We start from the raw sequence: 15,134 nt of genomic DNA, 5'->3' as shown, positions 1-15,134 counted from the left end.
CATGGCGAAGCCTTATTACGAATTTTTTTGTCCAGTCAAAGTCATTGCCGGCAATGCCGCACTGGAACACATTCCGTTTGAATTGGTGACTTTAGGTGCGAAACGCCCGCTGATCATTACCGACAAAGGCGTCCGTGGTAACAACCTGCTGGCCCCGGTTGAAGCGGCTTTTGAATCGACCGATGCTGAAATTGGCTATATTTTTGATGATGTACCACAGGATTCAAGTCTGGACACGGTACGTAAAGCGGCGCAGCTGTATCGTGACCACAACTGTGATGCCATTATTGCTGTCGGCGGCGGTTCGGTGATTGACACCTCTAAAGCTACCAATATTCTGGTGACGGAAGGCGGCGATGACCTGCTGAAATATTCCGGTGCGCACAATCTGCCAAAACCATTAAAGCCCTTCTTCGTGATTCCGACCACTTCAGGCACCGGTTCAGAAGTCACCATGGTCGCGGTGGTGTCAGATACTGAAAAGAATGTCAAAATGCCATTCGCCTCTTATTACCTGATGCCGCATGCCGCGATTCTGGACCCGCGCATGACCCAGACCCTGCCACCGCATTTAACGGCAATGACAGCTATGGATGCCATGACCCATGCGGTTGAAGCTTATAGCTGCATGGCCTCGAATCCGATTTCGGATGCCTATGCCACCGCCGCAATCAAGAAAATCAGCAATAACCTGTTTAAAGTGCTGGACAATCCAAGCGATGCCTATGGCCGTCTGGAACTGGCACAGGCCTCGACCATGGCTGGTATTGCCTTCTCCAATTCGATGGTGGGTCTGGTACATTCCCTCGGTCATGCCTTAGGTGCAGTGGCGCATCTGCCGCATGGACTGTGCATGAACCTGTTCTTACCCTATGTGCTGGAATACAACAAAGATGTCAATGGCGACAAAATTGCCGAACTGCTGCTGCCATTGGCCGGCCCGGATATTTATGCCCAGACTCCGGCGCATCTGCGTGCCGATAAAGCCATTGCTACCCTGCTGACCATGCGCGACCGTCTGTATGCCATGACCAAATTGCCACGCACCTTGAGTGAAACCGGCAAGGTTACAGAAGCGCAGCTGGATGAAGTGGCCGAAAAAGCCCTGAACGATGGCTCGATCATTTACAACCCGAAAGAAGCCAGTCTGGAAGATTTGAAATCTATCTTAAAAAAGGCTTGGTAATTTCCAGCAAATAGGCGAATATAGCCAAAATTTCTAGAAGCCTGATGTTTTTTTAAACATCAGGCTTTTACTATACCCAAGAAAAAGTTCTTATTTATTCAGATGATTGGCATATTTTCTGCTAAAAATTTCTGAAAAAGTTACTGACAAAAGCAACCATTTTGGAGTAGATTGGCGGACTTTTGTTTTATTGATAGGGGGGATCGTTCGTCTCAAACGATCCTTAGGAACATGACTGATCCTTGATCAACGATTAAGAGGATAACGCCGTTGACAAATATCTCTGGGACTCAATCGGCAGCTAAACTGCAAAAAACGCTAGGGCTCTGGCACATCATTATTATTGGTTTAGCATATATTCAACCAATGACCTTATTTGACACTTTCGGTTTAGTATCGGAAGAAAGTCATTTTCATGTACCCACCTCGTATATTTTTGCCTTGGTTGCAATCTTGCTGACCTCGTTAAGCTATGGTCACATGATTCGCCGCTACCCATCTTCGGGTTCTGCCTATACTTATGCGCAGAAATCCATTCACCCCAATGTTGGCTTTATGGTGGGCTGGTCATCCTGGCTCGACTACCTGCTGTCGCCAATGGTGAATATTATTCTGGCCGTGATTTATCTGGAAGCGCTGTTCCCGGATGTTAATCATTGGGTCTGGGTCATTGTACTGACCGCGTTTATGACCGGCATCAACCTGCGTGGTGCGCGTTTTGTCGCCAACTTCAACAGTCTGATTGTATTTATCCAGCTTCTGGTCATCGCGATCTTTACCTGGATGGTATTTACCAAACTGCAGGCCGGTTTTAATGCCGATGGCCCGATTAGTGCCGAACAGCGTTATCAGCTCTGGAGCCTGGAACCGTTCTGGAATGAGCTGACCTCAGTCGGTGCGCTGATTACCGGTGCTACCTTACTGTGCTTCTCCTTCACCGGTTTTGACTCCTTAAGCTCGCTGGCAGAAGAAACAAAAGATACCGAAAAGACCCTGCCAAAAGCGATTTTCCTGACTGCGTTAATTGCCGGGATCATCTTTATTGTCAGCACCTACTTCATGCAGATTTACTTCCCGAATGAACCGGGCAGCTACTTCAAGAATATTGCTGAAACTCAGCCAGAAATTCTGATGCTGGTGGGTGGTTCACTGTTCCAGTCCTATGTACTGACCTTCGCAATTGTAACGGTGATGGCTTCGGGTATTTCTGCACATGCCGGTGTATCCCGTTTGATGTACGTGATGGGCCGTGATGGCGTGATTAACAAGAAAATCTTTGGTCATATCAGCCCACGTAACTTCACACCGTCTTATAACATTCTGATTGTCGGTGCGGTGGCCTTAACTGCAGGCTTTATGGATCTGGATTTCGTGATTTCCCTGATCAGCTTTGGTGCCCTGACTGCATTCAGTTTCGTCAATCTGTCAGTCATTTCACGCTATGCGCTGCGTGATGGACGTACCCGCAACGTTAAAGATATTCTGAACTTTGTGGTGGTGCCGCTTTGTGGTTTTATCGCGGTGTTTGCACTGTGGCTTGAGGTTGATGAAACATCATTGAAATATGGTTTATGGTGGGCAATGGCCGGTATTTTATACCTGGGTTATAAAACCAAAGGCTTTAAACACCCTGCGCCACAACACAATGAATTTGACGATAAACTCTAAGTTTAAGTCATTTAAAAAGGTGCTTCGGCACCTTTTTTTGTTTCTACGTTTCAGGTCAAGTTTTGACGGCTTGATCCTGCTCACTGAAAAAATAAATAGCGATAAAAAAACCAAGATCAGTGATCTTGGTTTTTTTATTCTTCGCAATGATCTGCCCTAGCTTAAAGGCTGGAAACCCTGCTGACGCCAAGCTTCATAGACAATGACCGCTGTGGCATTCGACAGGTTTAAACTGCGAGAATTTTCTGCCATCGGCAAGCGAATCCAGTGCTCTTGTGGGAACATCAAACGCACATGCTCAGGCAAACCGCGGGTTTCTGGTCCCATCAACAAGGCCACAGGACGGTTTAAATCCGAAGTATGCGGGGTTTCTGTACCCTTGGTGGTTAATGGATACACGGCATCCACGCCTATGCCTTTGCTGGCCAAATTGGCCAGACAGTCTTCAATTGAATCCCACAGTTGCATCCGTGCCCATTCGTGGTAATCCAGACCGGCACGTTTCAGCTTTTTATCATCCAGCTCAAAACCCAGGGGCTTGACCAGATGTAACTGAGCACCGGTATTGGCACAAAGCCGGATAATATTACCGGTATTGGCAGGAATTTCAGGCTCATATAACACAACGTGGATCACTTTTTACTCACTATCTGGTTGATTTAAGCAATTAAACTTTCTTGATGGGACAAGGATGCTGTCAGGGTTAAAGCGCTACGCAGTATTGCCCTTTTGCATCTCCGGCAACCATGATTCATCATAGCTGCCACTTGACAGGCGCAGCCTTCGTCTTGCGCTCGGGCAACACGTTGTGTTGCTTTATCCTCTTTACTTAGGCATAGCCTTCGTCTTGCGCTCGGGCAACACGTTGTGTTGCTTTATCCTCTTTACTCAGGCGCAGCCTTCGTCTTGCGCTCGGGCAACACGTTGTGTTGCTTTATCCTCGCTCATGCCATTGTAGTTGTTCGCGCAGCTTCACCACTTCACCAATAATGGTCAGAGTGGGTGCCTGAATTTGATGTTCAGTAACTTTAGATGCAATATCCGCCAAAGTCCCGACCACCACTTTCTGCTCCGGTGTGGTGCCTTTAGACACCAAGGCCACTGGCATATCCGGACGCTGGCCATGGGCAATCAGTTTCTGGCAGATTTTTTCCAGTCCCACCAGTCCCATATACAGCACCAGAGTCTGGTTTTCATAGACCAGCTCGCTCCACGGCAGTTCCGGTGAACCTTCTTTTAAATGCCCGGTCAGGAAACGTACGCTTTGTGCATAGTTGCGATGGGTTAAAGGAATGCCGGCATAAGCTGAACAACCCGAGGCTGCGGTAATGCCCGGCACCACCTGAAAAGCCACACCTGCAGCAAACAGTTCTTCAATTTCTTCACCGCCACGGCCAAAAATAAACGGATCCCCGCCTTTTAAACGGCAGACACGTTTACCTTCCTGCGCATACTTGACCAGCAAGGCATTAATGCCCTCTTGTGGCACGGCATGATTGGAGCGCGCTTTCCCAACATAGATCTTTTCAGCATCACGGCGGCACAGCTCCATAATCGGATCGGACACCAGACGGTCGTAAATCACCACATCGGCCTGCTGCATCAAGCGTAGTGCTTTTAAGGTCAACAGCTCCGGATCACCCGGACCGGCACCGACCAGATACACTTCACCTTTTGGCGTGGTCCATTCCTGCAAGGCCTGCTCAATCAAACGATTGGCTTCTTGCAGATTGTCATTAAAGACCTGCTCTTTAAGCGGACTGGCATACAGGTTTTCCCAGAAAATCCGGCGTTCATCCGGATTCTGGATTTTGGCCTTAACCGCAGCACGCCATTGACCGGAAAAACTCGCCAGTTTGCCCATGCCATGCGGAATACTGGTTTCCAATTGGGTGCGAATCTGGCGCGACAACACCGGCGATGCACCATTCGTGGCCACTGCAATCAGCAAAGGCGAACGGTCGACAATAGCCGGCACCATAAAGCGGCAATGTGGCGGATCATCCACACTATTGACCAGCACATTTTCAGCTTCACAAGCCTCAAACACCTGACGGTTGATTGCTGCATCATCGGTGGCGGCAATCACCAAACGATACTGGCGCAGCGGAATTTCAGTATTGAAGGCAGCAGCCTCATAGTGCCCCTGGCTCTGCTGGACCAGTTCCAGTAAAGCGGCATCAATGGCCGGCGCCACCACATCAATAATAGCGCCTGCTTTTTGCAGTAAACCGGCTTTACGGTAGGCAATATGTCCGCCACCGACAATCAGACAGCGTTGCTGTTGCAACTTTAACGAGATTGGAAAAATATCCACACACTACCTCAGTAATTTAGTTCTGATTGTCTTAAGCAAATTTTGTGCACAAATTGGTGCATTCTGTACATCAACCTGAATTTAGTCGATATATTCTGCACCACCCATGTACGGACGTAGCACTTCAGGCACTTCAATTGAGCCATCCGCGCGCTGATAGTTTTCCATCACGGCCAATAAGGTGCGTCCAACCGCCAGACCTGAACCATTCAAGGTATGGACAAATTCAGTTTTCTTCTGGTCAGCACGATAACGCGCTTTCATACGACGCGCCTGGAAATCCCCCATGTTAGAACACGAAGAAATTTCACGATAGGTATTTTGACTTGGCACCCACACTTCCAGGTCATAGGTTTTGGTCGCACCAAAGCCCATATCACCACCACACAGGATGATTTTACGGTACGGCAAGCCCAGCGCCTGCAAAATGCCTTCTGCATGACCGGTCAACTCTTCCAGTGCCTGCATAGAATCTTCAGGTTTAACGATTTGCACCATTTCTACTTTATCGAACTGGTGCTGACGGATTAAGCCACGCGTATCACGGCCATAAGAACCGGCTTCACTGCGGAAACATGGGGTATGCGCAGCATATTTCAGCGGTAAACGGTCCGCATCAATAATTTCGTCACGGACAAAGTTGGTGACTGGCACTTCCGCGGTTGGAATTAAATAGAACTCTTTTTCGCCCTGCAGCTTAAACAGGTCTTCTTCAAATTTTGGTAATTGACCGGTACCACGTAAAGAATCGGCATTGACCAGGTACGGCACATAGGCTTCGGTATAGCCATTTTTCAGGGTATGTGTATCCAGCATAAACTGGGTTAAAGCACGTTGCAGACGCGCCAATGGCCCTTTTAAAACGCTAAAGCGAGAACCGGTCAGCTTGGTCGCGGTTTCAAATTCTAGACCACCCATCCATTCGCCTAAGTCGGTATGATCTTTGATTTCAAAATCAAATTCGCGTGGTGTACCCCAGGTCAGGATTTCCACGTTATCGGCTTCATCTTTACCTTCCGGCACAGATTCATGTGGCAGGTTAGGAATAGTCAGTGATTTGGTTTCAATTTCCGCCTGTAATTCATTTAAAGCCACTTCGGCTGCTTTAATTTCATCACCAATGGCTGACATACGTGCCATGATTTCTGAAGCATCACCACCGGCTTTTTTAATCTGACCGACCTGTTTGGCACCGGCATTACGCTCGGCCTGTAGAGCTTCCGTTTTGGACTGGATTTCTTTACGGCGAGCTTCCAATGATGCCCATTCTTCTACATTGAGTTGCACACCACGTTTTGCCAAGGCTAAATTTACAGCCTCAATATTATTTCTGAGTAATTTCGGGTCGATCATAGCCAATCTTTTGTAAAGAAAAAAACTGGCTATAGTGTAAGCGCTTCGGGTTAAAAAATACAGTAATCCGCTTCACGGCTGGGGCTTATTACAGCAATCTGGCGCAGTTTTTTCACAATTTACTGGGCCGGATACTTCGGCAAACTTGGCAGATATTCAGCTTTAATCAGTTTGTCCACCGCATAATACGGCAGCTCCAGTTCCGGCATGCCTTCTGCATAGGAAGCCAGCTCATACAATGGATAGACAAACACCAGCCCATTGGCGCCATAATAAAAATTGTCACTCAGTCGCAGTTTGTCACGCTGGATGTCGTGCTCATTCAGCCAGTTGTAATTATGGTTAAACAGTTCTTGTACCAGTTTGGCTTCACTATTCGGCAGCAGAATATCCTGCAAGGCCAGACGTTTCTTGCTGTTTAAATCAAAGGTCACAAATTCCTGATGATGCATACCATGCGCCGCCCCGGCCGGATAACTATAGCTTTGCATGCTAAAGGTAGCCAGACGGCCATGCTGGCCAATATAACGTACATAGGTAGAACTCAGGCTAAGACGGTTAGGCTCCTCTGTGCTATTGGCCTCTGATGCTGACGATGCTGACGATGCTGACGATGCTGACGATGCTGACGATGCTGACGATGCTGACGCAGTAGAAGCGGCATCTTCACTAAATGCAATCGGGTCAGCCTTTTTAATCCGCTGCATAAAATACGCATTGATCCACGGCACATTGGTATTGACCGTCTGAATATCGTATTCGGTACAGCCCTCTTCATCACAGCGCTGCTGCTGTTTCAATTCCACCGGCACCACTTTGGCCTGAATCATGGGAATGGCAGCTGCCTGAGTCTGACTTTGCTCGGCCTCCACCTGAGGTGCGGCATCCTGCTTCGGCTGACAGGCGCTTAACATTAATGCCGTGGTCAGTGCGATGGTCGTGGTGAGCAGATTTGATTTCAGATGTTGCATTGCATTTCCCCTATGTTCATGCTGCAATTTTCAGCAGTTTTCACCCCGCAAAGGCGTTGTATACGCTCAATTTAGCTATTTACCACTATATAAAACTCCTGCTGTTCGATCCTAGAGCAGTTCTGTAACCTGCGATAAAAAATGAAAAATCAACCAAAAACCATCCGCAGCGGTACATACCAAAATTTATAATATTCCATTAAAATTCATAATGATAATTTTAAAATAAAATCAAATCCTGACTGCACCCTAATCGTGCATCTGCGGCCCATTCAACGGGAAAAATAAATTATCCCAAGATTTATCCACAGAAATTGTGGATTCTTTCACAGAGCAAAAGCAGACAGATCAGCCGTGATTCTGGTTAACCCTTATTTTTGGTTAATTTTTAACCATTTTCAGGGAGGGCAATTTTTATTGCCATTTCATGCATGTCCGCATGGCTCAACTCGCTCAATTGACTTTCCGTTCAATCCTACCATTGGACGATTATTCACCTAAAAATAAAGGAGCCATTAAAATGGCTCCTCTATGTTTTTGCTTTCACAGATAAAATCTTTTTTAAGAAATGATCATCATCCCTTATTGATCAATAATATCTGTGCCTTTTGGCGGGGTGAAGTTAAAGGTCGAGTTGGCAATGTTCGGGTTCACCTTCACATTGTTAAAACGTACATAGGTGGTTTGACCTAAAGAATCTTCCAGAATCATCAGGCTTGGTGCTTTGTTGGCACCGAAACTGATGGTCAGACTCTGGAAAGCCCCTTCATCACTTTTTGGATACAGGGTGTAATAGGTTTTGCCTTTGTTCGGCTGGGTCACCCGGTATGACTGCATAATCTGGTTGGTATTGCCCGACAATAACAGTGCTGGTGTATTGGCAACCTGCTCATCCAGGTTTTGACGCACGGCCTGCTGCAAGTCCGGGTCATAAATCCAGACTGTTTTCCCTGAGGTCACAATGGTCTGTTTGGCCGGACTGGTGGTTTCCCAATAGAATTTACCCGGGCGCGCCACTTTCATTACGCCTTTAAATTCCTGATTCATATGCTGGGCAGTCAGGCCCTTGTTTTTAGGCGCTTTGCCGCTGGTTTTGGTGGTCTGCTCAAAGTTAGCGGTCATACTTTTAATATGACTCAATTGTTTGACCAGATTGGCAGTGGCTTGCTGCTCCGATGCTGCCACAGGCGCAGCATACACAGTCGTACTCATCACTGGTGCCAGCGTTGCAGCACCCAATGCCATAGCACACATGGTTTGACGAAGCATTTTCATAGATTCACCTTTTATTGTTGCATATCGCAATGTATTCATGGACTCATCTTAAACCAAATAAAGTGCCTAAATTTAGAGAAAATAAGAAGTTTTGTATGTTTATTAATATCAAATGTTCTTTTTTATCCATCATCATGAAGATCAGGGTTGCTCTCTTTCCCGATGCGACATGCATAAAAAAACCCACAGAAAACTGTGGGTTTTTGTTCTATTGAATCTTATTCAACAGATACGTAGCGACGGCCAAATTGACCTTTCACTTCGAATTTTACTACGCCGTCAGCAGTAGCAAATAAAGTATGGTCACGGCCCATACCTACATTTGCACCAGCGTGGAATTCTGTACCACGTTGACGAACGATGATGTTACCTGCAGTTACAGTTTGACCACCGTAAACTTTAACACCTAACATCTTAGGATTCGAATCACGACCGTTCTTAGTAGAACCACCGGCTTTTTTAGATGCCATGTCTCATTACTCCTAGTGATTAGCCTGAAATACCAGTAATTTTCAACTCGGTGAACCATTGACGGTGACCTTGTTGCTTACGGTAGTGCTTACGACGACGCATTTTGATGATGCGGATTTTGTCGTGACGGCCATGGCCAACCACTTCTGCAGTTACTTTAGCGCCAGCTACAACTGGAGCACCGATTTGAATGCTATCACCGTTTACAAGCATTAATACGTCATCAAACGTAATAGTTGCGCCAGTTTCAGCTTTCAATAATTCAACTTTAAGGGTTTCACCCTCAACTACACGGTGCTGTTTACCACCGCTTTGGATTACTGCGTACATAATGTACTCCAAACATGCCCGTGTCGTCGTGCCGGTAAAGGGATATACCGATCTTAAAACGAACGCCACTGGGGTTATACAAGGGCAGAGATTTTAAGGGATAACGCTGCAAACAACAAGAGATTTAGCCAAAATATTGCATCAGCCGGCTGTTTATTTTATAAACATGCAACGAAAAGCAACAAAAATGGTCAAAACCCTACATTTTTCATTGATCTAATCAAATTGCTTGTTAGAATCGAAAACGCCAGCATGCTGATGCTATCACCGCTGCCTGTCACCGGGAGGCCATCAGCGCCAGCACGAACAGGAAAGCAGACCATTGCTTCGTACTTCATAACGACAACCACAATGGCCGCACCGCAGATTGCAGATTTCCTGTCCAGACGTTTTTCATTGTTACACTATATCGTTGTTACTTGACACAATTGAGGTTCTCCTTCACATGACCATCGACTTTAAGCAAGATATTCTCGCGCCTGTTGCTTCCGATTTTGCCGCGATGGATCAGTTTATTAATGAAGGCATTACCTCAAAAGTCGCACTGGTTATGGCGGTCAGCAAGCATGTGGTGGAAGCCGGCGGCAAACGTATGCGTCCGATTATGTGCTTACTGGCGGCCAAAGCCTGCGGCGCAGAAGATCTGGAACAGGCGCGCAGACTGGCGGCGATTATTGAAATGCTGCATACCGCAACCCTGGTGCATGATGATGTGGTCGATGAATCCGGCTTGCGTCGTGGTCGTCCAACCGCCAATGCCACCTGGAATAACCAGACCGCCGTATTGGTCGGTGACTTCCTGATTTCACGTGCCTTTGACCTGCTGGTCGATTTAAACAACATGACCTTGCTAAAAGATTTCTCGACCGGTACCTGTGAAATTGCCGAAGGTGAAGTACTACAGTTGCAATCACAGCATCAACCGGACACCACCGAACAGACGTATTTAGATATTATTCACGGCAAAACCTCGCGCCTGTTTGAACTGGCCACCGAAGGTGCCGCCATTTTAACCGGCAAGCCGGAATACCGTGAACCGTTACGTGTCTTTGCCGGCCATTTTGGTAATGCCTTCCAGATCATTGACGATATTCTGGATTACACCTCAGATGCCGAAACCCTGGGTAAAAATATCGGCGATGACCTGATGGAAGGTAAACCGACCTTGCCTTTAATTGCCGCCCTGAAAAATACCACAGGTGCGCAACATGAAATTATCCGCCGCAGTATTGCTACGGGTGGAACCTCCGAATTGGCGCAGGTTATCGAGATTGTACAGACGTCAGGTGCATTGGATTATTGCCAGCAACGTGCCACGGAAGAAACCGAAGCCGCAATTGCGGCCTTAAATGCCTTGCCAGATACAATCTATCGTCAGGCCTTGGTCAATCTGGCCAAGCTGGCCCTGCACCGAATTCAATAAATAGCTTCATCCTTGCCTATGCATATAAAATTTTATGACCTATTCCTGAACATGCAGGATCAGCTGGAAACCACGCCCGCTGATCTTGACGAGCAACTGCTCATTGAGCTGGTCAACCGTATTCGACCAGCCAACACCGAAAATAGCGAAGAAATACAAGAAAAGTTTCAGGCCTTTTTACATGCCCTGCTGATTACGCCCAATGCCGCCAATACCTTACAAAGTTTTGTGCTCTGCTTAATCAGCCAGTACAAACAGACCAGCCTGTATGCCGATACCGGCATCCTGTCTTTAGATGGTTTCTGGAGCCAGCTGTTTCAGCGCCTAGGGGCGCATTTTTTACCGCTGATTAATGATCAGAGCCAGCTGCAGGACTTGCTGCGCCGCATTTTCCATCAGCGCAGTGATAAATACTGGCTGGATGATATTGAAGATCAGCAGTGGCAGCAGCTGTTTCGCCTGCTGAATCAGGGCCATCGTAATCAGGATGATAAAAAACTGATTCGTCAGGAAATCATTAAAGCCATTACCGTGCTGTCCTATCGGGTCAGCGGAATTGGTTTATATCCGGAATTTATTAATGCCCATCCGGAACTGACCGAATACGAATCACCATTTTTAGTGCAGAACCGTGAAATCAACGATTTCATTGTGCAATATAAAAACCTGCATCAAAGTGCCGACAAATTTGAAGCGGTAATTCCACCGGATGCCTCACAGGCGCTGGTGATGATTGACCAGTGCCGTAACGTCAGCCATAAAATTCGCCGGGCCACCAAACGGATTGGGGTCAGTGTCAGCCTGACCTATTTGCTGTCCTTACTGGAACAGTGTCTGGACCGGATTGAACTGCTGCTGAACCTGATTGTTGAAGAAGATGATGTGCGTTATAGCGCCATGGGCGAGCTACTGGTCGATATTACCACCGCGCTGTATAGCGAACGCAGTGTCCGCTCCCTGCTGGCTACCAACAGTGAATTGATGGCCTTGCAGGTGACTGAAAATGCCAGTAAAACCGGTGAACATTATGTAAGTACCGACAAGGCCGGCTTTCTGGAAATGTATAAATCGGCTGCCGGGGCCGGGGTCATTATTGCCACCATGGCCACCCTTAAGGTGCTGGCGGCACGTTTAACCTTGGCGCCGCTGATGCAGGCCTTTATTAACAGCATGAACTACTCGCTGGGCTTTATGCTGATTCATGTGCTGCACTTTACTGTGGCCACCAAACAGCCGGCGATGACCGCTGCCGCACTGGCTTCGACCGTACAGCATCGCAAAGGCTCGAAAATGGCGCAAATTGCCGAGCTGGCCGCGCTGATTATCAATATTATCCGGACCCAGTTTATTGCCATTCTGGGCAATATCTCGATTGCCATTCCGGTGGCCGCCCTAATTGCCTTTATGTGGGATGCGGCGTTGCATGAGCCTTTAATGAACCATGCCAAAGCCAGCAAAATGCTGCATGACCTGAATCCGTTTACCTCTCTGGCAATTCCACACGCAGCCATTGCCGGTGTGTGTCTGTTTTTATCGGGCCTGATTGCTGGTTACTTCGATAATATGGCGGTGTATCGCAAAGTCGGACCACGGCTACAGGCGCATGCCAAACTGAAAAAATGGATGAGTCAGGAACGGCTGGACCGTTTTGCCGCCTATATTGAACGGAACTTGGGCGCACTGGCCGGTAATTTCCTGTTCGGGGTTATGCTCGGCAGTATGGGCACAATTGGTTATATTCTGGGTCTGCCTTTAGATATCCGGCATATTGCCTTTGCCTCGGCCAACTTTATTCAGGGTTTGATGAACGTCAACGGTAGTCCGGAAATTGGCCTGATTATTGTGTCTTTCCTGGGTGTGCTGTTAATTGGCCTGACCAACTTATTTGTCAGCTTTACCCTCACCATTATTGTGGCCCTGCGCGCACGTCGGGTACGTTTTGAACAGTGGAAGCCATTGGCCAAACTGGTCATGACCCATTTCCTGACCCGGCCCAGTGACTTTTTCTGGCCACCGAAGCAACCTGTTGAAGTTGAAGAACAATCTGGCCCGGCCAAGGGTCATCATTAAGGAGTTTGTTAATTTATTTTGTCATGTGTTAAAAAGAATTGAAAAAGAAATTAGCATAATTTATACAGGCTTGAAATGAAGTGTACTGGCGAGTACACTTTAATCCATTACCGGACTGCGCTCGGATCAGCTAAACTAACCAGGATTTCGGCATGCCTAATTTTTTGCTTTATCTCGGTGGTTTGTTGTGTTTTTTCAGCGTGTTAATGCTTTATGTTCCAGCGCTCACTGCCCTTGATTCGGCAATTGTAGACTGGTTCAGCCAGCACCGTAACGAGATGTTGAATTCACTAATGACGGGATTATCTGTCGTTGGTGGCATGCCATTTGTATTATTTTTATCCAGTCTTTGGTGTCTGTATCTGGCCAGGCAGAAGGAATATGCAAATATCGTGCTGGTCAGCATTGGACTGATGGGGAGTTTTGCCACTGCCTGGATACTCAAGTATCTGATTGCAAGAGAGCGCCCGCCAGAAATGTATCATCTGGTCAATAGCTATGGTGCCTCATTTCCCAGCGCACACAGTTTTTATGCCGCAACGCTGGGCTGTCTTGCAATTTATGTGTCAATGCAACATCCCGCACATAAAGCCATTGTAATATGTGCTGTTATGTGGATGTTGCTGATGGGAATTTCAAGAGTGTATCTTGGCGTACATTTTCCCTCAGATGTCCTGTCAGGCTGGAGCATAAGTTTTATCTGGATCACGCTGCTCTATCTGATCTTGATCAAGTACAGCCAGCGCAAACCAATGAATAATTTTTAGATAGATAAAAATCTAATTGAGGTGGAAGAATGATGTCTGCAAAGCTTTGGGCCCCTGCCCTCACTGCTTGCGCATTGGCCACAAGCATCGCGCTTGTGGGTTGTAGCAAAGATCCAAATGATGCGCAGCAAGCTGCAGCCCAGCAGCAAATGCCTCCAACAGAAGTTGGGGTCATTGTTGTACAGCCACAAAGTGTCGAGCAGTCTGTTGAACTTTCCGGCCGTACCACTGCCTTTGAAATTTCTGAAGTTCGCCCGCAAACCAGCGGTGTGGTGCAGAAACGTCTGTTTACCGAAGGTAGCTATGTACGTGAAGGTCAGGCCTTATATGAAATTGATTCACGGACCAACCGTGCATCGGTAGATAGTGCCCGTGCAGCATTGGCACGTCAGCAGGCCAATCTGAACGTTTTACGTGTCAAAGAAGGCCGTTATCGTCAATTGGTGGGCAGCAATGCCATTTCCAAACAGGAATATGATGACATTGTGGCGCAGGTGAAACTGGCAGAAGCAGATGTCGCGGCCACCCGTGCCGAACTGCGCAATGCAGAAATTAACCTGGGTTACTCAACCGTACGTGCACCAATTTCAGGTCAGACCAACCGTTCTACCGTGACGGCAGGTGCATTAGTGACTGCCAGCCAGCAGGAACCGTTAGTGACCATTCAGCGTCTGGACCCGATTTATGTGGATATCAACCAGTCGAGTGCTGAACTGCTACGTTTACGCCAGCAGCTGAGTAAAGGTGATTTAAACAGCAGTAACAACACCACAGTCAAGCTGAAACTGGAAGATGGTAGCTATTATCCGGTTGAAGGCCGTCTGGCATTCTCCGATGCCAGCGTTAATCCGGATACGGGTACCGTGACTTTACGTGCAGTATTCCCGAATCCAAACCATCTGTTATTGCCAGGCATGTTTGCCACTGCACAGATTGTGCAAGGGGTAATTCCAAATGCCGTGCTGATTCCACAAGCTGCCATTACCCGTACCCCAACCGGTCAGGCCATGGCGATGCTGGTCAATGCCAAAGGTGTGGTTGAACCACGTCCAGTGACCACAGCCGGTATTCAGGGTAAAGACTGGATTGTGACTGAAGGTCTGCAAACTGGCGATAAAGTTATTGTAGAAGGTATTGCCAAAGTCAAGCCGGAACAGAAAGTGGTAGCCAAACCATATCAACCGCAAGCTGCCGCGCCACAAGGTGCCCAGCAACCTGCTGCATCAGATAAAGCAAAACAACCAGCAGATCAGGCGGATGCTCAAGCTGAACAAAAAGCTACTTCAAATACATAAGGGGTAGA

Annotated in this window: 13 protein-coding genes; 6 read left to right on the top strand and 7 right to left on the bottom strand. The window is 47.5% G+C overall.

The window, feature by feature from the left end; genetic code table 11:
* Position 1: 1 nt before the first annotated feature.
* Together FTT89_RS00205 and FTT89_RS00200 are read left to right on the top strand one after the other, a co-directional pair.
* The gene (locus tag FTT89_RS00205) at positions 2–1,186 is read left to right on the top strand and encodes an iron-containing alcohol dehydrogenase (protein ID WP_005176121.1); all 1,185 of its coding nucleotides are present in this window, start codon (positions 2–4) and stop codon (positions 1,184–1,186) included.
* Between the two features lie 270 nt (positions 1,187–1,456).
* Positions 1,457–2,854 carry an APC family permease gene (locus tag FTT89_RS00200; RefSeq protein WP_005176119.1) on the top strand — a complete coding sequence of 466 codons (1,398 nt, stop codon included), beginning with the start codon at positions 1,457–1,459 and terminating at the stop codon, positions 2,852–2,854.
* 156 nt (positions 2,855–3,010) lie between these two features.
* Here the strand turns inward: FTT89_RS00200 and FTT89_RS00195 are convergent, their stop codons facing one another.
* The 7 genes from FTT89_RS00195 to rplU form a co-directional block, all read right to left on the bottom strand.
* Positions 3,011–3,490 (bottom strand): tRNA (cytidine(34)-2'-O)-methyltransferase, encoded by a 480-nt coding sequence (locus FTT89_RS00195; RefSeq protein ID WP_005176117.1) that lies wholly within the window; start codon positions 3,488–3,490, stop codon positions 3,011–3,013.
* Between the two features lie 298 nt (positions 3,491–3,788).
* Complete coding sequence (cysG, locus tag FTT89_RS00190) at positions 3,789–5,171, bottom strand: siroheme synthase CysG (protein ID WP_180006805.1); 1,383 nt, start codon at positions 5,169–5,171, stop codon at positions 3,789–3,791.
* Positions 5,172–5,252: 81 nt separating this feature from the next.
* A complete protein-coding gene (gene serS / locus FTT89_RS00185; protein WP_016659896.1) occupies positions 5,253–6,524 on the bottom strand; it encodes a serine--tRNA ligase in 1,272 nt (423 codons plus the stop codon).
* A 119-nt stretch (positions 6,525–6,643) separates the two neighbouring features.
* On the bottom strand, positions 6,644–7,495 hold the full coding sequence (locus FTT89_RS00180) for an RsiV family protein (RefSeq protein WP_180172637.1): 852 nt from the start codon (positions 7,493–7,495) through the stop codon (positions 6,644–6,646).
* Positions 7,496–8,077: 582 nt separating this feature from the next.
* Positions 8,078–8,770 carry an outer membrane lipoprotein chaperone LolA gene (gene lolA / locus FTT89_RS00175; RefSeq protein ID WP_005176107.1) on the bottom strand — a complete coding sequence of 231 codons (693 nt, stop codon included), beginning with the start codon at positions 8,768–8,770 and terminating at the stop codon, positions 8,078–8,080.
* A gap of 218 nt (positions 8,771–8,988) precedes the next feature.
* Positions 8,989–9,240 (bottom strand): 50S ribosomal protein L27, encoded by a 252-nt coding sequence (gene rpmA, locus FTT89_RS00170; RefSeq protein ID WP_005176106.1) that lies wholly within the window; start codon positions 9,238–9,240, stop codon positions 8,989–8,991.
* A gap of 19 nt (positions 9,241–9,259) precedes the next feature.
* Positions 9,260–9,571: a 50S ribosomal protein L21 gene (gene rplU / locus FTT89_RS00165; protein ID WP_005176105.1), complete on the bottom strand. Its 312-nt coding sequence runs from the start codon at positions 9,569–9,571 to the stop codon at positions 9,260–9,262.
* Between the two features lie 445 nt (positions 9,572–10,016).
* Here rplU and sdsA point away from each other — a divergent pair, with 445 nt between their 5' ends.
* The 4 genes from sdsA to FTT89_RS00145 all read left to right on the top strand — a co-directional run bounded on the left by sdsA (position 10,017) and on the right by FTT89_RS00145 (position 15,126).
* Complete coding sequence (gene sdsA / locus FTT89_RS00160) at positions 10,017–10,994, top strand: All-trans-nonaprenyl-diphosphate synthase (protein WP_104472144.1); 978 nt, start codon at positions 10,017–10,019, stop codon at positions 10,992–10,994.
* 18 nt (positions 10,995–11,012) lie between these two features.
* Positions 11,013–13,064 carry a site-specific recombinase gene (locus FTT89_RS00155; protein WP_160241549.1) on the top strand — a complete coding sequence of 684 codons (2,052 nt, stop codon included), beginning with the start codon at positions 11,013–11,015 and terminating at the stop codon, positions 13,062–13,064.
* 152 nt (positions 13,065–13,216) lie between these two features.
* Positions 13,217–13,831, top strand: a complete 615-nt coding sequence (locus FTT89_RS00150; RefSeq protein ID WP_005176089.1) for a phosphatase PAP2 family protein — start codon at positions 13,217–13,219, stop codon at positions 13,829–13,831.
* A 29-nt stretch (positions 13,832–13,860) separates the two neighbouring features.
* Positions 13,861–15,126: an efflux RND transporter periplasmic adaptor subunit gene (locus tag FTT89_RS00145; RefSeq protein WP_005176086.1), complete on the top strand. Its 1,266-nt coding sequence runs from the start codon at positions 13,861–13,863 to the stop codon at positions 15,124–15,126.
* Positions 15,127–15,134: the final 8 nt, after the last annotated feature.

Source organism: Acinetobacter sp. YH01025 (assembly GCF_013420185.1).
GTDB classification, from domain to species: domain Bacteria; phylum Pseudomonadota; class Gammaproteobacteria; order Pseudomonadales; family Moraxellaceae; genus Acinetobacter; species Acinetobacter indicus.
This window is presented reverse-complemented; position numbering and strand designations above follow the sequence as displayed.